The organism is Thiorhodococcus drewsii AZ1 (assembly GCF_000224065.1).
Lineage (GTDB): Bacteria > Pseudomonadota > Gammaproteobacteria > Chromatiales > Chromatiaceae > Imhoffiella > Imhoffiella drewsii.
Map to the genome: position 1 here is coordinate 24,351 of NZ_AFWT01000032.1, position 19,800 is coordinate 44,150.

Sequence of the window (19,800 nt, forward strand, 5' to 3'; positions counted from 1 at the left end):
CGGGGGATTTCGAGGTTGGACAAACACCCGTCTGTCTGAAAAGATAACGCCCTTTGGCCGATCTCGGCCCGCGTCCCGGAGCCGGGCGATCCACTCTCGCGGAATTCACCCATACCGTGCATGACATCCTGGTAGCCCTGTCGCTGGTGCTCGTGATCGAGGGCATCTGGCCCTTCTTGAGCCCAGGCAGCTTTCGGCGTGCGCTTGTGCTCATGGCGATGGAAGGCGAGCGTCCATTGCGGAGCGCCGGGCTCGTCAGCATGCTTGTCGGCTTGGCGCTGCTGTACTGGGTGAACTGATTCGTTTTTTGGCGAATCGATTAGGATGGACGTGGATGAGACATTCCAGCCGCGTGGAAACGGCGACTGGGTCCGCGCGAGCGGCTCGGTGAACGAACGACCTGGTGAACTGAAAAAACGACCGATGAACGAGGAACGGTGGCTGTTACCAGCCGGCATCGAAGAGGTATTGCCGCCCGAGGCTCAGATCATAGAGTCCCTGCGGCGTGATCTGCTGGATCTCTACGCGGGATGGGGCTATGAGTTGGTTATTCCGCCCTTCATCGACTATCTGGAGTCGTTGCTGACCGGAACCGGTCAGGATCTCGACCTTCAGACCTTCAAGCTAATCGATCAGCTGACCGGTCGGCTCCTCGGCGTTCGCGCGGACATGACCCCGCAGGTCGCTCGGATGGACGCGCATCATTTGCGTCGAGACGTGCCGACCCGCCTCTGCTATCTGGGCACCGTGTTGCACACGCGTCCGGACGGCTTTGCCAGTACCCGCAGCCCGTTGCAGATCGGCGCCGAGATCTACGGTCACGCAGGGATCGAGAGCGACGCCGAAATCCTCCAGTTGGTCATGCTGACGCTGCGCACTGCAGGGATCACCGAGAGCTATCTCGATCTGGGGCATGTCGGAATCTATCGCGGGCTCGCCTGTCAGGCTGGGCTCGACGCCGCTCAGGAGCACGCGCTTTTCGGCGCGCTGCAGCGCAAGGCGGTCCCCGAGATCGAGTCTTTGATCGGCCGTTTCGGTCTCAGTGGGCCGATCGCGGACATGCTGGCCTCCCTCGCCGAACTCAATGGCGCGGACGCACTCGTCCGAGCCGAAGAGGCATTGCGCGCAGCGGATCGTCCGGTCCGCGAGGCGCTCGACTATCTACGCGGGTTGGCGGAAGAGTTGCATCGCTGGCTGCCCGAGGTCGGGGTCCACTACGATCTCGCCGAGCTGCGCGGATACAGATACAAGACCGGCGTCGTGTTTGCCGCCTTCGTTCCCGACTGGGGATTGGAGATCGCCCGCGGCGGACGCTACGACGACATCGGGCAGGTCTTCGGACGTGCCCGACCGGCGGTCGGATTCAGTACCGACCTCAAGGGCCTGCTCCGACACGGCAAGCGTCTGGAGGAGCGGGTACAAGACAGCGGACGAATTCTGGCGCCCTGGTCATCCGATCCGGCACTGCGCGAAGCGGTCGAGCGGCTGCGCGCATCCGGACGCATCGTGATCAATGCCTTGCCAGGATTCGAACAGGATCCACGCCAACTCGGTTGCCAGCAGCAGCTGGTATCCCGTGATGGACGGTGGGAACCACACGATATCGACACTATCGATAACCAGTAGGAAGCGTGACTGATGGGCAACAACGTCGTTGTAATTGGCTCCCAATGGGGGGATGAGGGCAAAGGTAAGGTGGTCGATCTTCTGACCGACCGTGCCGCCGCCGTGGTGAGATTTCAGGGTGGTCACAATGCTGGCCACACTCTCGTCATCGACGGTGCCAAAACCGTCCTGCATCTCGTCCCCTCAGGTATCCTGCGCGACGGTGTGCGCTGTCTCATCGGCAATGGCGTGGTTCTCTCGCCCCAGGCGCTCTTTGAAGAGCTCGACATGCTCGAAAAGGCCGGGGTTCCGGCGCGCGAGCGTCTCGGAATCAGTGCCGCCTGTCCGCTCATCCTGCCCTATCACATCGCGCTCGATCTGGCGCGCGAGCGCGCCCGCGGATCCAAGGCGATCGGCACCACCGGTCGCGGGATCGGTCCAGCCTACGAGGACAAGACCTCGCGGCGTGGCATCCGTCTCGGCGAGCTGCTGGATGCCGAGCATTTCGCCGAGCGATTGCGCGAGGTGCTCGAATACCACAACTTCGCGCTCGAGCATTATTACAAAACCGATCCGGTCGACTACGCGGCCGTCCTGGACGAGGCGTTGATCCATGCCGAGGCCTTGCGTCCGCTCGTCGTCGATGTGCCCGGACTCCTGCACGATCTGCGTCAGCAGGGCAAAGACATGCTCTTCGAAGGTGCCCAGGGCTCGCTGCTCGACATCGATCACGGGACCTATCCCTACGTCACCTCCTCGACCACGACCGCTGGCGGTGCCGCCAGTGGCAGCGGTATCGGGCCGCGTGATCTCGATTATGTGCTCGGTATCGTCAAGGCCTACACGACGCGAGTCGGTGCGGGGCCGTTTCCGACCGAACTCATGGACGCGGACGGCGACCGGCTGGGCACGCGCGGTGCCGAATTTGGTGCCACCACCGGCCGTAAGCGTCGTTGCGGTTGGCTCGACATGGTCGCCTTGAATCGCTCCTTTGCGATCAACAGCGTGACCGGCATCTGCATCACCAAGCTCGACGTGCTGGATGGCCTGGAGACCGTGAAGATCTGCACCAGCTACATGCTGGATGGCCAGGAGGTGACGGCCCCTCCGGTTGGCGCGGACACCTTCGAGCGTTGCGAGCCCAAGTACATCGAATGCCCCGGCTGGCAGGAATCCACTGCTGGGATCACGTCGCTCGACGAACTGCCGGCGAACGCGCGCGCCTATCTGGAGACGATCGAACAGCTGAGCGGTCTCCCGATCGATATCATCTCCACCGGCCCAGATCGCGCCGAAACGCTCGTCAGACGCCATCCCTTCGACGTCTGATTCAGTTCCCCGAGGAAAGGCTCCCCGCCTTTCCTCGGTATCGCAAAATCCGAGACGCTGCTGGCCATGCGTGCTCGGCTGTCCTTGACAGCTCCAAGCTTATTTTCTCGCCTATTCGGTCGATGTCGCGCAATCGGTGTCGGCGCCCGCCCTGGATCCAAGAACGCCTTCCCTTTGTCTGGGATTTCCGTGTTCTGATGAAAACCTTTCGTGTTCGAAGCTGGCATTGGTATAGTTCCAACGATTATGGAACACGCTGCCCAGTATTTCGTGAGGCCGTTAGCAGATTCTTCATCTGTCTGCATCGGGGGCTTTTGATCAAGGATTCGATTCCCAGTTTATATTGGGTTTGATCGCTCAGTCTTTTGATTTTGGAGAGATTCTATGCCTTGTTTCAAAACCCGCTTCAGTGTCGTCTTGACTGGTATGCTTCTGATCCATACGGCCGTCATGGCCGAGGAGGTGCCGGAAAACGTCACCAAAATCGCTCCTCTATTGCTGGAGTGGGGCTCGGATCCCATTCTGGTCGAGGCCGTTCAGGCACAGAACGCACTCGGCCGAACACTCGATGAGATCAAGCGAATCGATGCCGAATGGATCCAGGCGAGCGAGCCGACACCCTTCATGATCGAGATGCAGAGCAACGCGACAGCAAAAGAACTCAAGAGACTCGAACAGAGCCAACCCTATTTCGTCGAGCTATTCCTTATGGACGATCAGGGGGCCAATGTCGCCATGACCAATCAGACATCCGATTTCTGGCAGGGTGATGAGGCCAAGTTCACCAAGACGTTTGACGGTGGAAAGGGTGCGCTCCATGTCGGAGATGTGAAATTCGACAGCAGCGCCCAGTCGTATCTGGTCCAGGTCTCGGTTCCGGTCATGGATTCTGGACAGGCGATCGGTGCGCTCACCATCGGTATCGACTTGGATCGGCTCGAACAGGAATCTCGTTAAGGACGGTTGATGCGCCATTAGGAGCAGACACATGCAATGGTTTCATAACCTTTCCTTACGATACAAACTAACGATTCCGCTTGCTCTCGTCGTTTTCCTGTTCGTCCTCTTTGTGTGGATGGTCCTGTTGCGGGTCGGTTGGTTAGGCGAGCAGGTTTCTGAGTTGGTCCGCTCGGATATTCCGGTCGTCAAAAACCTCCTTCAGGCCGACCGGGATCTCTATCAGGTGCTCACCGCCGAGCGGACCCTGATCTTTACCGCAGCCTCTTCCCCCGAGTTCGCTGCGGCGATCAAGGAGCACGACGAAAACATTGCGCAGGCTCGCGAGCGTTTCGATCGTGCCGCCAGCGTCATACTGGCCGATCAGCATACGGCCTCCAACTCCGATATTGCGAACAAAATCGAGACCTACAAGCAGCGGCGCGAGACCTGGGAGGCCATCACCAAGCGCATCGTCGAGGAGCGGCGCTCCGATACCCGGATCGGGCGCTCGACCGCGATCAATCTCACGCTCAAGGATGGTGTCGAGTCATTCGACGCCATGCGATCCATCCTCGATGAGCTTGAAGACATCGTGATTGAGGCTGCGGATGTCGCCTCTAAACACGTAGAGAATGAGGTATCCAAGAGCCGTATTCAGACGCTCCTGCTCGCGGCGGCCGTGATCGGAATCCTGATAGCGATCGCGTTCGTCTTGCCGCCGCTCGTTACCAAACCCATGTCGCGTGTTCTTGAGCGTATCCGGGATATCGCCGAGGGTGAGGGTGATCTCCGAATCCGTTTGGAACAAAAGGGCAGCGACGAGGTTGGCCAGATCGCCGCCGCACTCAACCGGTTACTCGAACGTCTGCAGCAGCTGGTTTCTCAAACCGCTGGGTCGGCGAAGCAGGTCGATAGTGCCGTCGAGCGGTTAACGATCGTCGCCGCCGAAGGCGACGAGGCCGTGATGGAGCAGTTGTCCCAGATTCAGATGGTCGCGACCGCCATGCATGAGATGGCCGCTACGGTCAACGAGGTCGCAGCCAATACGGCGCATGCTGCGGAGAGTGCCCGGACTGCGGACAGCGGGGTACGCTCGGGGGCTCAGGTGGTGGGAGAGGCGTCAACGGCGATCGAGCAACTGGCTGACGTGGTGTCCAATGCATCGAGTGCGATCGCGACGCTCGAGTCCGAGACGAACCGCATCGGTGCCGTGCTGGAGGTCATCAAGGGTGTCGCCGAGCAAACCAGCCTTCTGGCACTGAACGCAGCGATCGAGGCCGCCCGCGCTGGGGAAAGCGGTCGAGGATTTGCCGTGGTTGCCGCCGAGGTTCGCAGTTTGGCATCGCGCACTCAGCAGTCCACAGGCGAGATCGAAAGCATGATTGCCGCCTTGCAATCCAGTGCGCGTAATGTGGTCACCGTGATGGATTCGGGGCGGGGGATGGTCGACTCGACCTTGGAGAAGGCCTCCCAAGCCGGTCAATCGCTGGAGGAGATTACCTTGGCCGTCTCTCGGATCAACGATCTGAATGCCCAGATCGCCAGTGCGGCCGAGGAGCAATCCGCCGTGACCGAAGAGGTCAGTAGTAATACGCTACGGATCCAGAATCTTGCCGAGCATACCGTCTCGTCCAATCAGCAAACCGCCGAGGCGCGTGTCGCCCTCGCTGCCCTCGCCGAATCGCTGAACGCCGATCTCGCTCAATTCAAGGTGTGACGTAGGGGCGCTTCCAACCGCGCTCCATTCGGGCCACAAAGGACGTGGCCTAGGAGCGGCATCCTATGTGAATGCTCCACCCACATGCTACGTTCAAGGCAGGTGGGCCGTTTCGGGCGCGCATTCCATCCAAACATTCCTCGTTTCTCGTCCGCGAAGGCATCCATCGAGTGAATCCAATCGCTGTCTGTGGGATTATTCGTCCTTTTGAGGCGGTCCCGTCGACCGGCTCGAACCATGCATCGACAACGAAGCACTGGATATGGATCCTCGACACGAATCGAACGCATCAAGCCCCTCCGAGGTGAATCCCTCCGAGGTTGCGCGTCCCGAGTCCAATGACTGGACGATCGCCGACCTCATCGATTTCGAGTATTACCTGGACGCGGACGAGAGTGAGCTGCGCGAGCATCCCACGGCGCGGAAACGCTTGGCCGAACGCGACCGTGGCATCTATCTGGAACGGGTCGAGAGTCATCTCCCCGTCGCAGAGCCTCATACCCCCCAGCACAGACGCACCGCACTCCTGCGTTGGCTCAAGACGCGTCGGGAGGATGAGAGCGCGGACATGCGTGCCTTGCTGCCGGGCACCGCATTCGCCCAGGCCCAGCGTCTGGGGAGCATCATCCTCGCCGTTCTGGGTTTGGTCTGCGGCATCGGTGTCGCCTCGACCCTGTTGCACTTCGACGGCAATCGGCCGATCAGCGTTCCCTGGTTCGTCTTCATCCTGGTCATCGTCCAGTTTTTGATCGTTTCGGCCGCCGTTTGGACCTGGGTGCGCAGAAGTCTTCGCGGCCGCCGTTCCGGCGAGCAGGACTCGCTGCTCCTCAACCGCGTCATCCAGCCGCTCTTGAATCGTGTTGCCTCCTGGCTGCAGCAACAGCATCTCCTTAATTCCACGCAAGAGATTCGCGACCGTGCGCTTGCGACCCATGGATTGCTGAAATCCCAATACGCCGTCTATGGATCCCTCGCACAGTGGCCGCTGCTGCTCTCGGCGCAGATCTTCGGCGTCGCCTTCAATGTCGGCGTCGTCTTGACCACGATCATTCTGGAATGGTTCACCGATCTGGCGTTTGGCTGGGGCACCTCGCTCGCTGCGCACCCGCAGACCATTTATGATCTGGTGCGGGTGATGGCATCGCCCTGGAGCTGGCTGTTCGGCGAGGGGGTCGGATATCCGACGTTGGAGCAGATTGAGGGTTCTCGAGTCTATCTTGAGCAATGGACCTTCATGCAGAACATCCATCCGGACCCGGAGCATTTGCGCTCCTGGCGCTGGTTCCTGGTCCTCGCGGTCATCACCTATGGATTGCTACCGCGGCTGCTCCTGCTCGGTGCCTCGCTGCTCGGCCAACGACTTGCGCTCATCCGTTTGTCGTTCACACACGGCAGAATCCAGGCGCTTTACGCGCGGATGCTGACCCCGCGATTGGATACGGTATCCAACGCATCCGGTCAGGGACCAGAGATGCCCATTCCCGGCGAACTCTCCCCGCGTGCAGTCCGGCCCGCATTGGTCGGGCCGCTCTCGACGGCCAAACCGGCGGTCAGCCGACGTCCTTGGAGAGATCCTCAGCCGACCACGGAGGAGGGTTCCGAGGATAGGACGTCCGATCAAGCTGAGATCGTTCAGCCGAAGCCGGAATCAACAGAGGTTCCGGAGCAGACGCAGATGAACGCCGTTGAGGCACGCGCTTCCGAAATCGGTGAGCCGACCGAGGCAAAGACGTCGGAGTCGCCTCCAGAACCCGAGTCAACCGACCCCAGCGCTACACCAGAACCAGACGCGCTCCAAGAGACATCCGAGACGCAAGCGTCTAACGTCGAGCCAGCCAGAGCCAGAGCCAGAGCCAGAGCCAGAGCCAGAGCCAGAGCCAGAGCCAGAGCCAGAGCCACGAGCCAGAGCCAGAGCCAGAGCCAGAGCCAGAGCCAGAGCCAGAGCCAGAGCCAGAGCCAGAGCCAGAGCCAGAGCCAGAACCCGAACCCGAACCCGAACCCGAACCTTCCGTGCTCGATGAGCCTGTTCCGCAACCAGGATCAGGCGCTGGTTCGACGGATACGGCTCCCCGGTTCGCCCCGGATGCCTGTTTGTTGCTGGTCCATGTCGACGTCGACGATGTCTTGGAGACTGAGGATCGCCCCCGGATGGAGCAACTGCTGCTTGCGCTGAGTGGTTGGCGTGTCGGCGCCTATGCGACCTTCGGTGCGGGAAGCGCGATGACCTTGCAGGCGCTGGCCCTGCTCGAAGAGGGCGACTGGCAGGCGCCTCCGCCAAGGGTCGTTGTGATCCAGGACGGCTCTCAGCCTCCGATCACAGAGAACCTGCTCTTCCTGCGTGAGCTACGCGCGGTGGCCGGAACCGAGGCCCAGATGCTCCTGGCGCTGGTCGGAGACCCCGAGGACGACGACCGCCTGCCGCCCTTGCGCGCGTTCGATTTCACCGACTGGCAACGCAAGATCGATCAAATGGCGGATCCCTATCTGCGCTTGGAAATGCTGGCACCGTCCAGCGAGGATGGAGAAGAAGTCTGATGGCCGAGAGAATTCCGCAACTGGCGATCATGGGTCACCCGAACGCAGGCAAATCCTCTGTGGTGGCGACCCTGACGGAGAACGACCGCATCGCGATCGACAAACGCGCGGGGACCACGACCAGCTCCGATGTCTATCCGGTGGTGATCGACGGTCGGAACGTGATCGAGTTTATCGATACACCTGGGTTTCAGAATCCCAACGCCATCCTGGAGTGGTTCCAGAACAACGAGCAGGAGAATCAGGATCTCGCCCGAGCCTTCATCAAGGCATTCGGCGCCGATGAGCTCTATTCGCATGATTGCGCGTTGCTGGAGCCCGTTGCCAACGGGGCCGGAATCATCCTGGTGGTCGATGGATCCAAGCGAATCAAGGAGAAGGACCGCGTCGAGATCGAGCTGCTGCGTTTGACGGCTCGGCCACGCATGGCGGTTCTGAACAACCTGACCAGTCAGACGCGCTACATGGATCAGTGGCAGGATGCACTCAGCAAGGCATTCAACTCGGTGCGCATCTTCAACGCGCATCGCGCGACCTATGCCGAACGTATCAAGCTGCTCAACGCACTCAAGAGTATCGATCAACGTTGGGAGCCGCTGGTCCAGGAGGCGGTCGATGCCTTCACCAACGATTGGGAGCGCCGCACGGATCAGGCCGTCACGACCATCCTAGACCTGCTCAAGCAGGCACTGACTTACAAGGTTTCTCGCACGGTCAAAGACAGCAAGATCATCTTCCAGAGCGGTCGCGACCGCATCAAGGCCGAACTGACCGCCGAGTTCGAGGATGATCTGCGGCGTTTGGAGGTCGAGGCGCAGGAGCATATTCGCACCAATTTCCGCCACAACGTCTGGCATCTGCCGCCTGACTCCATTCTCGAACAGGACCTGCTGTCGGAAGAGGTCGGTCAGGCACTGGGGCTTTCGCGTCGCCAGCTGGCACTGGTCGGCATGGCGGCCGGGGCGGCATCCGGGGTGACGGTCGACCTGGCAACGGCCGGTCATTCGCTTGGAAGCGGAGCGCTGTTTGGCGCGGCGGCTGGCGGCGTTCTGGGTATGGTCGGCGGCAAGGCGCTGGCCAAGCTCAACATCGAGCGCGCGCCTGGAACGCACACATTCACCATCGGGCCCGTCTCGAATCCGCGTTTTCCCTTTGTCTTGCTGGACCGTATCGTGCTCTACAGCGCGCGCGCGATGAACTGGGCCCATGGACGTCAGGCTGCGGAAGAGGCGGCGCCGAATCGGGTGCCCGATAAGGATGTCCGCAAACAGGGATTCACGGAGGCGCTGAGCGCGCAGCAACAGCGTGTCTTGGGGCGCTTCTTTGCTGCTGCTCGACGTGGCAAGGACTCCGATCAGGAGGCCGAGTGCCGAGAGATCATCATGGGAATCCTGCGCGGCGTCTCCCTGGACGAAATCGACAGTCGCAGCGATCTCTGACGACAGTCGCCTCCGTCATCGCCGCTCGTCTCGCGCCCCTCGGGTCGCGAGGGGCGCGGTGATATTCGACTCACCCGATAGTTTTTCAGCGACCGCCTCCTTCAGTGAACATCGACGAATTGCTCACCATCGATCAGGCCCACGCCTGGCATCCCTACACCTCGACCATCGACCGAGACCCCGTCTATCCGGTGCGCGCGGCGCACGGCTGCCGGTTGGAGCTCATGGACGGCCGTACCCTGATCGACGGCATGTCGTCCTGGTGGTGTGCCATTCACGGCTACAACCACCCGGTTCTCAACCAGGCCGCGCGCGATCAACTCGAACGAATGTCGCACCTGATGTTCGGCGGACTGACCCACGAGCCGGCGATGCGTCTGGTTCGTTCGCTGGTCGACCTGACCCCCGAACCGCTTCAGCACGTCTTTTTGTGCGATTCCGGTTCGGTTTCGGTCGAGGTTGCGATCAAGATGGCGCTCCAGTTCTGGATCGCCTCGGGGCGGTCCGAGCGTCATCGCCTCATGACCATCCGCTCCGGCTACCACGGGGACACCTTCAACGCCATGTCGGTGTGCGATCCGGTGACCGGAATGCACCATCTCTTCAGTCGGGTTTTGCCACGGCAGGTCTTCGCGCCCGCCCCAGACTGCCGTTTTGGTGAGACCTGTCCGCCGGATCGGATCGAGCCCTTCGCCGACTTGATCGAGCGACATCATCATGAGCTGGCCGCCGTCATCCTGGAACCCATCGTCCAGGGGGCGGGCGGGATGCGTTTTTACAGCGCCGACTATCTCAGACAGGTCCGAGAGCTCTGCGATCGTTTCGAGGTGTTGCTGATCGCCGACGAGATCGCCACCGGATTCGGGCGCACCGGAAGGCTCTTCGCCTGCGAGCATGCCGGTATCTCGCCCGACATCATGACGGTTGGCAAGGCGCTCACCGGCGGCTATATGACTCTGGCGGCGACGCTCGCGACCGAGCGCGTTGCCCACACCATCTCCGCTGCGGAGCCGGGCGTCTTCATGCACGGCCCGACCTTCATGGGCAATCCGCTTGCCTGCGCGGTGGCCAATGCCAGTATCGACCTGCTGCTCTCGACGGATTGGGCCGCCAACATCGCTCGGATCGAACGGGGATTGGAGCAGGGGCTGTCATCCTGCCGTTCCTTGCCCGGCGTCGCCGAGGTGCGCGTTCTCGGTGGAATCGGCGCGGTCGAGATGGAACAACCGGTCGCGATGCGCGAGATCCAGCGCCGCTTCGTCGAGCACGGCGTCTGGGTACGTCCGTTTGGACGGCTGGTCTATCTGATGCCGCCCTACGTGGTCAGCGATGCAGAGCTCGCCGAGCTATGCTCGGCGGTGACTCAAGTACTCGGCGAAGCGCCCGATCACAACTGATCTGAGTGCTGGGCGGCGGTCCCGACCGACGCCTCGCGGAATCGGCCTCCAGGCGGATCGAGATCCTTCAGCGTGTGCTGTTCGCCGCTGAAGATGTCGGTTCGGAGCGTCTTGATCGCCTCGACCCAATGCGCGGAACGCTCGCATGCGGGATCCTTGGATTCTCCGTCCCGACAGACCTTGGTTTCCGTGTCCGCGAGCGTGACGTTTAGGCCGGGCAGGGGCCGAATGGGCGCCTTTTCGGGATCGCGATTCGCTAGATCCATGATGGAGGGGCGTCGATCGCCGAGCAGCTCGAGGAGCAGTGCGGGAATCTGAAAGGCAGGCACGTCGCCCAGCTTGACCGGACCGCGCTGGCCGTCGATCACGACCAGAGGGGTACGCACCAGGGTGCGCATCATGCTGTCGTCGAAGTCTCCCCGCTGCGACTTGAGGACCCCGGATTCGGTGTAGCCACCGAAATTCGGACCTAGCGCGGGCAAATGGTCGCCGAAGAGGACGATCACGCCATCCGGATCCTGTTGACGCAACTCCTTGAGGAAGGCCATGAGTTCGCGGGATTTGTAGTAGACCGTGTTGGCATAGGCCTCGACCGTTTCATGTCCGGGGGCGGCGTGGATGGCCTTGGGACGACGCTCGTTCAAGGGATAGTCCAAATGCCCGAAATAGGTCAGCACATAGTCGAACAGTGGCCGATTGTCCCGGAGTTCTGGCCCGATCTTCTCCAGCACCTGACGGTAGAGCGATGCATCGCTGAGGAAGTTGCGATTCATGTCGTCGCGCAGGAAATCCCGATCCGACCAATAGGTTTGGATACCGATACGCTGATAGGCGTTGACGCGGTTCCAGAAGGATGCGGCGTTCGGATGGGAGGCCAGCGTGTGATAACCCGCCTCGACCAGATGGGTCGGCAGACAGGGCGCCGAGCGTTTGAGACCCGTCTCGAAGAAGACGTTGTCCTCGGTCACCGGGAATCCGCACAGCACCTCGAATTCGGTATTGGCGGTGTAGCCGCCGAAGACGGGGGACAGCAGATGCGATTCGCCGCCAGCCCTCCACAGCGCGCGGAAGGCCGGGTCGAAGGGGTCGGCCGACAGCTTGGATGCGGTCAGCAGGGTCGGATCCCAGAAGGACTCGAGAACGATCATGTGAACGTTGCGTCGCCGGGTATCGCTCTGGGACGACACCTTGACGAAGTCAGACTTGGTCCCGTCCTCCACCACTGCGAATGCTTCGGTGACCTCGACCTGTGTGGGTGGAGCCACGCGACGCGAGAGGTTGCGCGCGGTCTCCTGCAACAGATGGAGAGGTAGGCCACGGGCCGCGAAGTTTCCGGGCTGATTCCAGACCGAGTTGCCTAAGTTCGCATCCAAGGCCCTGGTGATGGGCGCCGGCGCCAGCATGACCGCCGCGACGCCTGCGCCGAGCAGGCCGACATTGGCCCAGGACCAACCGCGCCGCCAGTCGATGGACCAGACGAGGAGGGCCAGAGGAACGGTGACCAGCGCGATGGCAGTGGCCAACTGCCAACCGTCGAGCAGCAGGAACATATTCCGCGCGGCGACGAAGTCGTCCGGCGCGACGGGCGCGCCCAGGATGGCAAGCTTCATGGCATTGCCGAAGGTCAGCGTGGTGAAGATCGCGGTGGCGGTCACCATGAAGCGCTGCAACGAGCGCGACATGCCGAACAGCAGGGCACCGATCAATAGGTGCGTGCCCAGATCCCGGGCGTAGACCCAACTGTTTCTCAGCTCGATATCGAAGATCTGAGCCATGGCGATCTGGGCCGCGACATACCAGAGAACAACAAACAGCAGAGCACCTGCCCAAGGCAGAAGCCGACGAGCGAGAGGCGATCGAATGGATGATTTCACGTTGGCGAGTTAGGTGGCATGGGGAAAACCCCGGTACGCCAGAGACTAGCCGATTGTCATAAAAATGTCTTCGTTTTGTAATCTTATTTACGCATGATCGTAACAATTCCGCGCGCAGACTCAGGCGCAAGGCGCGCCGCCTCTAGGGGGTATGAAAGCCGAACGACTCGCCATGTGCGCCCCTCCCAGAAGAGGGGCGACGGCGAGATCAGGGTGGGTCAGGAGGCGGGCGGAGCCGCGAGGATCTCGTCCAAGATCTCCATGGCCCGATCGATGACGGAAAGCGGGGTGTGGAAATGCGGCGAGAAGCGGATCCCGCCACCGCGACAGGCGCACAGCACCTTGCGTTGCATGAGCGCGCGATAAAGCGGTTCTGCGGAGCGGTCCGGGACCCGGAAGCTGATGATTCCGGCCCGAAGAGCAGGATCCGACGGGGTCAGGAGTTCGAATCCGCGCCGATCGATCGCCTCGATCAGATGGTTGGTGCATTCCTGAACTCGGGTCCAGATGGTCTCCGGGCCGAGTTCCTCGATCAGCGAAAGGCTCGCCTCCAATGCATGGATTCCGAGTAGGTTGGGACTTCCGCATTCGAACCGGCGGGCGCTCTCGGCGGGCACCCAATCGACCTGGTCGAAATCGCCGACCTGCTCGACCATGTGCCAGCCGAATTGACGTAGCGTCAAGGTTTCGCGCAGCTCGGGGCGGACGTAGAGAAGTGCCAGTCCCTCAGGACCCAGTAGCCATTTATGTCCGTCGGCAACCAGAAAATCCGTCTGAAAGCGTTGGACATCGCAGGGAAGGACGCCCAATCCCTGAATGGCATCGACACAGAAGAGAATCCCCTTGGCGCGACAATAGGTCCCTAGCCGTTCGAGGTCGAGTCGACGCCCGGATGCATACTGGACCCAGCTGACGGCGAGCAGACGGGTCTCGTCGTCGCACAGCGCCATGAGATCCGCTTCGGGATCACTGGAGGCATCCAGATCCAGCCCGCGCCACTCGACACCCTGCGTAGCGAGCGATTCCCACACGATCCGATTCGACGGAAATTCCTGCTGGATTCCGACGATGTTCTGGCCGTCGCGCCAGACGATGCCATGGGCGATGACCGAAAGGGCCTCCGAGGTGTTCTTCGCCAGCGCGATGTCCGCCGGAGACACAGCGCCGATGAGCCTCGCCAGACGCTCGCGCAATCGCTGCTCCACCTCCAGCCATTGTGGATAGGCGAGGGATCCCGCGTGTGCATTCTCTTCTGCGAATCGGGCGACCACCTCGGCCGTCCGCCGAGGCCATGGCCCGACGGCGGCGTGATTGAGGTGGCAGAGCTCGGGATCGAGCGTGAAATCCTCGCTCATCCTTCTTGTTGCTCCGCTGCTGGGGGCTGCTCAGGCGCGGCGGCCGGTGGCTCAGTCGGAGCCGGAGCCGCTGTCGGCGCGGGCGCAGACGGCTCGGCTGCCGGTTGATCCGATTTGACCTCGGGCTTGGGTTGCTCTGGCTGAGGTGCCTCAGGTGGGGTCGGGCTCGTAGCCGCGTTCGCGGGCGCCGGCTCGGAGGGCGCTTCGGGCGGCGTGCTCGGCGTGGGCTGTTGCTGCGGCGGCGAGACGACCTCCGGCGTGGTGGTCACGGGCTCGGGGGGCGGAGTGGTCGTCGCCTGTTCCGGCTTGGGAAGCTGCGGTGTCACGGGTTGGGCCGGCGGGGTTGCGGTGGCCGGCTGCGTCACGACCGGCGTATCGGTAACCTTCGGCGTTTCTGGCGCACGCGGAGTCTCCGCCGAGTCCGCGGTCATGGTTTCGGTCGCCGGAGCAGGTGCCGGTTCGGTCCGTATCTTGGTCTCGCGCGGCTCCGAGGCCGGCGTGCCAGGGCTCGCCGAGGCGTCCTTGACCTCGGCGGTTGCCGCCTTGGCTGCAGCAGCGGCCTCGCGCTCCTGCGCGGCCTGTTTGGCGGCCAGTCGGCGTTGTTCGGCCGCGCGCTGTTTGGCGGCGATCGCCCTCTGCTTCTCCATGTAATCGCCGTAGCTCGGCCCCTTGCCCTCGATCGTGACCGGGGTGCCGTTGGGGACGTGTGCGAACAGGACCGGTGCCAGCTTGCTCGGCATGCGAATACAGCCGTGCGAGGCCGCGCGACCCGGACGCGGAATGGGGCCGGCGTGCAGACCGACGCCATCATTCGTTAGACGCATGAAATAGGGCATCTTGGCGCCCTCGAAGCGGGCACCGCTAGGAATCGGGTCGCGTCCAACCTTGACGTTGGAGCGGATCACCTTACCGCCCGATCCATAGACCTTGCCGTAGAGGTTGGAGCGCTTGTTCTCCACCTTCTCGATGACCTCGAAGTTACCGGTCGGGGTGGGGTGCTTGGAGACGCCGGTCGCCACGGTGCTCCAGCCGACTTCGTCATTTCCAGAATAGAATGTCGCCTTCTGTTCGTTTGTATTGACGACGATGCGTGTCACCTGACGCCCTTCGCCGTTCCACTCATAGAGCTCGGTCTTTTTGAGCTTGGGCTCGGGCTTCTCCTTGGTGGGAGGAAGCGGTGGCAAGGGTTCCGGTTGCCCAGACTGTGCGGTGTCGGGCTTGGGTTCTGGTTTGGCCATCATCTTGGCGAGCCCGTCGCATCCGCTGAGATTCACGAGGAGCACTGCCCCGAATGTGATCTTGAGTGCGCCCAGAGCGAGAGAGAGGGTCTGCGTTCTGTCATTCATGTGTTTCTGATTCCCAGGATAGCCGGCACCCTGATCCTATTTGTGTTTTCCCGACGGACTAGGATAACCCGCGAATGCCTCAAGGGCACGCATGACTCCTGTGTTCTCCTTCGTCCAGGAGATGCCGCGTTGCAAAAAACCATCGGGGCCGAGCCGAGTGCCCATGCGGCGATCAGGTCGCATCACGACCATCAGGCATCTGGCACTGCGCTGGATATCTGAAGATTGAGAATCCTGGATGGATCTTCGGGTTCCAATACCCGATTAACCATGTGGAGTATCGAAACAGGGCGGTTGGCGGTTTGCATCGCCGATTCGGACGGGCCGTAGAGTGGCGTAAGCGTGGATCCCAGGGGCCGGGCGACCCCTGATTCTGCCGGATAGGTTTTGCGGTCAGTCCTTCAATGCGCTAGAGGTTGCGACGAAACGGTCCACATAGCTTTCGACTTTCTCGAGTAGTTCGGAGCAGAACTCGATGCGTTGTCCGATCGCCGTCGGCGATTCGAGCCCTAAAGCCTGGAGGAAATGCATCAGGCGTGCGCCATAGACGGGGCGTTCCTCGGGCGTTCCGTCCTGCTGAATCGCCAGGGTCGAGATCATGAAGAAGAGCGCGATCCAGAACAGCGACTCGCGATGCGCCCCTTCCTCGATCATCTCCAGCGTGCCGCGTTTCAGATAGTCGCGGATGCATGGATCGAGCTTCCATTCGAATGGAACCGGGCTGCGCTTGACCTCGATCGCCCGATCGAAGGCCTGGAGACATTGATCGAGAAAGCGCCGCGCCTCGTGTTCGGAGATCCGCTCCACGCCGAAGGCGGTGAGAATCTCTTCATAGAGCGCCAATTCCTCCGGCGTCGAGAGCAACGCCCTCAAGTTAGCTAGGGTGCGCCGGTGCGTGGGCGGATTCAGATGGGCAACCGTGATGCTTTCGCTGCAGTGCATGATGAATTCGCCCAGCGTGTGAACCGCCTCGGCGGGGTTGGCCGCCTGACGCATGGCGTCCAACGCCGAACGCGCGCAGCGAACGCCGTCCTCGGTGCGGATCTTGACCCAGCGCCGCCCGGAAAACTCGGCTGCGACCCGCCGATGGATGTCGTTCAGATAGCCATCGGGGTCCACCAGAATGCTGTTTTTCTCCAGATTGCAGGCCATGCCGGGCAGGGCCAGGATGGCGTCGGCGCTGGCGTAGCGCGCGCTTGAGGAGAGGATGCATTCCAGGACATACCCCTCTTGCTCGATCTCCTCGATCTCCTGGTACTCGACTCGGTCCAGCACGATGGCAATATCGACGTCGCAGTAGGTCGGAAAGAGTGCGTCGCGATCCGAGTGGATGATGGATCCGACCAGGTGTGCGCCTCGGAATCCCGGTGTGCCGAGATACTGAGACTCGACATAGTGCTTCGCCAGCGCAATGACCTCGCCGGTCGTCTTCGCGATCGGGACTTCTAGGCCGCTGTCTTCTCCAGGACGTTGGTCTGCGGATGCTTGTTCACGTAGGACTTGGGCGGCCATTCGAGATCTCCGTTGAGGATGTAGATGACGATCCAGCTGGCAAGTTCGGATTCGTAATCGACGAAGGGATTGTGCGCGGTGTCGTCGAAGCGGTGACTGCGATGGGGGATGTTCAGGCTTTCGATGTGCTGACGGATCTTGTTGCTGTCGACGGTCAGATCCTGGGTGCCGAAGAGCAGGTCGAAGGTCTGGAATTGCGCCTGGGCGAAGTCGACACGCGACTGGAGCTTCATGATGTTGAAGACCCCGCGCACCGGTGCGACCGGATACTGGAAGTAGCGCGTTGCCGCGTCGTCGAGCAGGACGTCGTTCGCGGTGGAGCGCCCCTTGCGGCGCAGCTTGGGCAGAAAGGGCACCATCCAGGCGATCAGCCGTGCCGAGACCTGCGAGTGCCCGAGGAAGCGGTAGAGCCGTTGGGCTGGATCCGGGAAGATCGCGGGCGCGGCGACGATCAGGTGCTTCACCGGGCGTATCTGCGACAGATAGACCGCCAGCAGACCGCCGAGCGAATGGCCAATGACACTGATCTCCTCGTACTGGCTGCTCAGCAGGTCGTAGAGTTCGGTCAACTGACGGACCCAATCCTCTTCGCGCAGGCTGAAGAGCAGGTCGTGACGGATGAGTCCGAAGCCGACGATTAGCGGGGCATGGAAATCGATTTCGTTGTCCTTCAGCTCCTTGGCGATGTGATCGAAGATCATCGGCGAGGAGGTGAATCCGTGCAGCAGAATCACCACGTGCGGCTTCTTCGGCTGACAGGAATGGCTCATCGGTTGGCAGTCGAGAATGGTATTGGTGTCTCGCACCGAGCCGAAACCCTGCTGCGGATTGTTGATTTTCCACAATCCATAGGTGAGGAGCCCGAGCCGTAGCGTAACGGCTACCAGCACCAGGATGCCGGCCACCTCGAAAAGATCCATGACCCAGGAATCGGTATCGTTCGGGATGTCGGTGAAGAGCAGTACCACCAGCGCCAACAGGACCGCATAGAGCGGAAAGGCGGTGGTGATGTAATAGTAGAGGCGCTTGCGCCGCGAGAGACGGTCGCCGACGAGATGGAGGGGTGGTCTATCCATTGCCTTGCTCCTTTCAGGACACTGCTGGAGAAAGGTTCTTGCGCATCCAGCCGATCGCGGAGAGTAGAACCAGGCTGAGCCCGCCCACACCGAACAACAGCATCAGCGCATCCGGCGGGAAGCCTTCGCCGAGCGCACCTTGCGACGCATCCTGTCCCTGCAGCCCCCAGACGCCGACCAGGTCGGCGGCCAGGGTCGAGCCGAGCGCGGTGCCTGCCATGAGGGTCACCGATTGCAGACTGGAGACCGTGCCCCAGCGATTCGGCTGAACGCTGTGCAAACAGCTGTTGGTGTTGGCGGCGCTGAAGAACACGCTGCCGGATCCGCTGATGAACTGTCCGACGATGAGCGCGCCTAGAACGAAGCCGAAGCTCTCGGCGGTGACGACCGGAGGCAGGAAGGCATAGGCGCATATGGCCACGGCCATCGCGGTGATGCCGATGCGCGAGATTTGCTGCATCCCGTAACGATCGGACCAGCCCCCGGCGAAGGGGCCCAGCAGACCCATGGCGATAGCGCCCGTGCTCAGCGCCAGTCCGGCCTGGAACGGCGAGAGAGCCAGGGTGTATTGCAGATAGAAGGGGATGATGAAGTTCACCGACCCCATCACCACGCGGATGGTGAAGGCGTTGGAGAAGTTATAGGCGAGCGGTGCCGTTTTGAGCAGGTGCAGGTTGAGGAAGGATTCGGTCGATCCAAGCTCGTGCGTGAGCCAGTGACGGATGGCGAAAACGGTCGCGACGACCAGTGCCAGATTGGTCCAAAGCTCGAAATCGCCCTGTTCGAGCAGATTCGAAACGGTGAAGACCAGAAGTCCCAAGGCAGCGCCCGCCCAGACGAGACCCTTCCAGTCGAAAGAAATCTGCTCCAGTTTCTGAAGCCCCAGATCCTTCGCCCGCAGATGACGCAGCCCGAGCGCGATCATGATGATGCCGAAGGGCAGGTTGATGAGGAAGATGGAGCGCCAGCCCCACAGATGGATGAGGATACCGCCCGCCGCGAGTCCCACCAGGATACCCACGGCGAAGGTCGACCCGCTCAGACCCAGTGCGCGTCCATGCAGGCGCCGGGGAAAGGCCGCTAGCATGATTACCTTGTCCAGCGCGAGAATGATGGAGGCACCGAGCGCTGCCATGACGCGCAGGAGGATGAGTAGCGTCAGGTTCTCGGCCAGCCCGCAGGCGACGGAGCCGATGGTGAACAGCAGCTGACCGATGATGTAGACGCGGACGACACCGAACCGCCGCCCCAGATAGGCGGCCGTCGGTAGCGCCAATGCGGCCGTCGCGGTGTAGGCGACCGCTACCCATTTGATGGTATCGAGCGAGGTGCCGAACTCTTCGCGGATGACCGGCAGGGCCAGATTGACCACGCCGCTATCGAAGGTACACATGAAGATGCCGATCTGGCCCATGACGAGCAGCAGCCATTTGTTGGCCAATCCGTCATGGTTCCCGGCAGACTGTGTGGAGGAGTCTGTCATTGTTGCCCCAGCATTTTATTGTCGTTGTTGGGCCGAAACGCCGTTCCTTGAGCGGTTTGAGCGTTTTTTCGCGGAAACGGAACCGATGCTAGTCGAGTGAGCGCACTGGATCTGTGACGCGGTTGGCGGCTTGAAGTGTGTCGCCGATGGGGTACGGTCCGATTGGACGAGTTGGACGAGAGCAGGGAAGGGT

At 61.7% G+C, this 19,800-nt stretch carries 13 protein-coding genes and 2 pseudogenes; 9 read left to right on the forward strand and 6 right to left on the reverse strand.

What is annotated here, in order from left to right:
- Positions 1-53: 53 nt before the first annotated feature.
- The 9 genes and pseudogenes from THIDRDRAFT_RS17750 to bioA all read left to right on the forward strand — a co-directional run bounded on the left by THIDRDRAFT_RS17750 (position 54) and on the right by bioA (position 10,961).
- Positions 54-299 carry a DUF2065 domain-containing protein gene (locus tag THIDRDRAFT_RS17750; protein ID WP_007042280.1) on the forward strand — a complete coding sequence of 82 codons (246 nt, stop codon included), beginning with the start codon at positions 54-56 and terminating at the stop codon, positions 297-299.
- Between the two features lie 124 nt (positions 300-423).
- On the forward strand, positions 424-1,626 hold the full coding sequence (locus tag THIDRDRAFT_RS17755) for an ATP phosphoribosyltransferase regulatory subunit (protein WP_040845289.1): 1,203 nt from the start codon (positions 424-426) through the stop codon (positions 1,624-1,626).
- 12 nt (positions 1,627-1,638) lie between these two features.
- Positions 1,639-2,934 carry an adenylosuccinate synthase gene (locus THIDRDRAFT_RS17760; RefSeq protein WP_007042282.1) on the forward strand — a complete coding sequence of 432 codons (1,296 nt, stop codon included), beginning with the start codon at positions 1,639-1,641 and terminating at the stop codon, positions 2,932-2,934.
- Between the two features lie 384 nt (positions 2,935-3,318).
- Positions 3,319-3,891 carry a cache domain-containing protein gene (locus THIDRDRAFT_RS17765; protein ID WP_007042283.1) on the forward strand — a complete coding sequence of 191 codons (573 nt, stop codon included), beginning with the start codon at positions 3,319-3,321 and terminating at the stop codon, positions 3,889-3,891.
- Between the two features lie 118 nt (positions 3,892-4,009).
- Complete coding sequence (locus THIDRDRAFT_RS17770) at positions 4,010-5,590, forward strand: methyl-accepting chemotaxis protein (RefSeq protein ID WP_245535881.1); 1,581 nt, start codon at positions 4,010-4,012, stop codon at positions 5,588-5,590.
- Positions 5,591-6,158: 568 nt separating this feature from the next.
- Positions 6,159-7,274 (forward strand): annotated as a pseudogene (locus tag THIDRDRAFT_RS26845) (DUF2868 domain-containing protein); the annotation flags it as partial.
- Between the two features lie 296 nt (positions 7,275-7,570).
- Positions 7,571-8,125: pseudogene (locus THIDRDRAFT_RS26850) on the forward strand (DUF2868 domain-containing protein); the annotation flags it as partial.
- Entirely contained in the window at positions 8,125-9,564 is a 1,440-nt protein-coding gene (locus THIDRDRAFT_RS17785) for a GTPase/DUF3482 domain-containing protein (RefSeq protein ID WP_007042287.1), read from the forward strand. The pseudogene THIDRDRAFT_RS26850 and the gene THIDRDRAFT_RS17785, both read left to right, overlap by 1 nt.
- Positions 9,565-9,668: 104 nt before the next feature.
- Positions 9,669-10,961 carry an adenosylmethionine--8-amino-7-oxononanoate transaminase gene (gene bioA, locus THIDRDRAFT_RS17790; protein WP_007042288.1) on the forward strand — a complete coding sequence of 431 codons (1,293 nt, stop codon included), beginning with the start codon at positions 9,669-9,671 and terminating at the stop codon, positions 10,959-10,961.
- Here bioA and THIDRDRAFT_RS17795 read toward each other — a convergent pair.
- From THIDRDRAFT_RS17795 to THIDRDRAFT_RS17820, 6 genes are all read right to left on the reverse strand, one after another.
- The gene (locus THIDRDRAFT_RS17795) at positions 10,952-12,736 is read right to left on the reverse strand and encodes an LTA synthase family protein (protein WP_007042289.1); all 1,785 of its coding nucleotides are present in this window, start codon (positions 12,734-12,736) and stop codon (positions 10,952-10,954) included. The two genes, bioA and THIDRDRAFT_RS17795, sit on opposite strands and share 10 nt — an antisense overlap.
- Before the next feature lie 317 nt (positions 12,737-13,053).
- A complete protein-coding gene (locus THIDRDRAFT_RS17800; protein WP_007042290.1) occupies positions 13,054-14,190 on the reverse strand; it encodes an aminotransferase class V-fold PLP-dependent enzyme in 1,137 nt (378 codons plus the stop codon).
- Positions 14,187-15,536 (reverse strand): L,D-transpeptidase, encoded by a 1,350-nt coding sequence (locus THIDRDRAFT_RS23995; RefSeq protein ID WP_007042291.1) that lies wholly within the window; start codon positions 15,534-15,536, stop codon positions 14,187-14,189. Before THIDRDRAFT_RS23995 ends, THIDRDRAFT_RS17800 begins: the two co-directional genes overlap by 4 nt.
- Before the next feature lie 393 nt (positions 15,537-15,929).
- Positions 15,930-17,048 carry a hypothetical protein gene (locus tag THIDRDRAFT_RS17810; RefSeq protein ID WP_040845269.1) on the reverse strand — a complete coding sequence of 373 codons (1,119 nt, stop codon included), beginning with the start codon at positions 17,046-17,048 and terminating at the stop codon, positions 15,930-15,932.
- A complete protein-coding gene (locus tag THIDRDRAFT_RS17815; protein ID WP_007042293.1) occupies positions 16,982-18,124 on the reverse strand; it encodes an alpha/beta hydrolase in 1,143 nt (380 codons plus the stop codon). The genes THIDRDRAFT_RS17810 and THIDRDRAFT_RS17815 overlap by 67 nt, the downstream gene beginning before the upstream one ends.
- 13 nt (positions 18,125-18,137) lie before the next feature.
- On the reverse strand, positions 18,138-19,607 hold the full coding sequence (locus tag THIDRDRAFT_RS17820) for an MFS transporter (RefSeq protein ID WP_007042294.1): 1,470 nt from the start codon (positions 19,605-19,607) through the stop codon (positions 18,138-18,140).
- Positions 19,608-19,800: the final 193 nt, after the last annotated feature.

Coding starts and splice junctions, on each gene's coding strand:
- THIDRDRAFT_RS17815 (WP_007042293.1), bottom strand. CDS start 18,124: ATGGATAGACCACCCCTCCATCTCGTCGGCGACCGTCTCTCGCGGCGC.
- THIDRDRAFT_RS17820 (WP_007042294.1), bottom strand. CDS start 19,607: ATGACAGACTCCTCCACACAGTCTGCCGGGAACCATGACGGATTGGCC.
- THIDRDRAFT_RS17785 (WP_007042287.1), top strand. CDS start 8,125: ATGGCCGAGAGAATTCCGCAACTGGCGATCATGGGTCACCCGAACGCA.
- THIDRDRAFT_RS17810 (WP_040845269.1), bottom strand. CDS start 17,048: ATGGCCGCCCAAGTCCTACGTGAACAAGCATCCGCAGACCAACGTCCT.
- THIDRDRAFT_RS23995 (WP_007042291.1), bottom strand. CDS start 15,536: ATGAATGACAGAACGCAGACCCTCTCTCTCGCTCTGGGCGCACTCAAG.
- THIDRDRAFT_RS17770 (WP_245535881.1), top strand. CDS start 4,010: ATGGTCCTGTTGCGGGTCGGTTGGTTAGGCGAGCAGGTTTCTGAGTTG.
- THIDRDRAFT_RS17760 (WP_007042282.1), top strand. CDS start 1,639: ATGGGCAACAACGTCGTTGTAATTGGCTCCCAATGGGGGGATGAGGGC.
- THIDRDRAFT_RS17755 (WP_040845289.1), top strand. CDS start 424: ATGAACGAGGAACGGTGGCTGTTACCAGCCGGCATCGAAGAGGTATTG.
- THIDRDRAFT_RS17795 (WP_007042289.1), bottom strand. CDS start 12,736: ATGGCTCAGATCTTCGATATCGAGCTGAGAAACAGTTGGGTCTACGCC.
- THIDRDRAFT_RS17800 (WP_007042290.1), bottom strand. CDS start 14,190: ATGAGCGAGGATTTCACGCTCGATCCCGAGCTCTGCCACCTCAATCAC.
- THIDRDRAFT_RS17765 (WP_007042283.1), top strand. CDS start 3,319: ATGCCTTGTTTCAAAACCCGCTTCAGTGTCGTCTTGACTGGTATGCTT.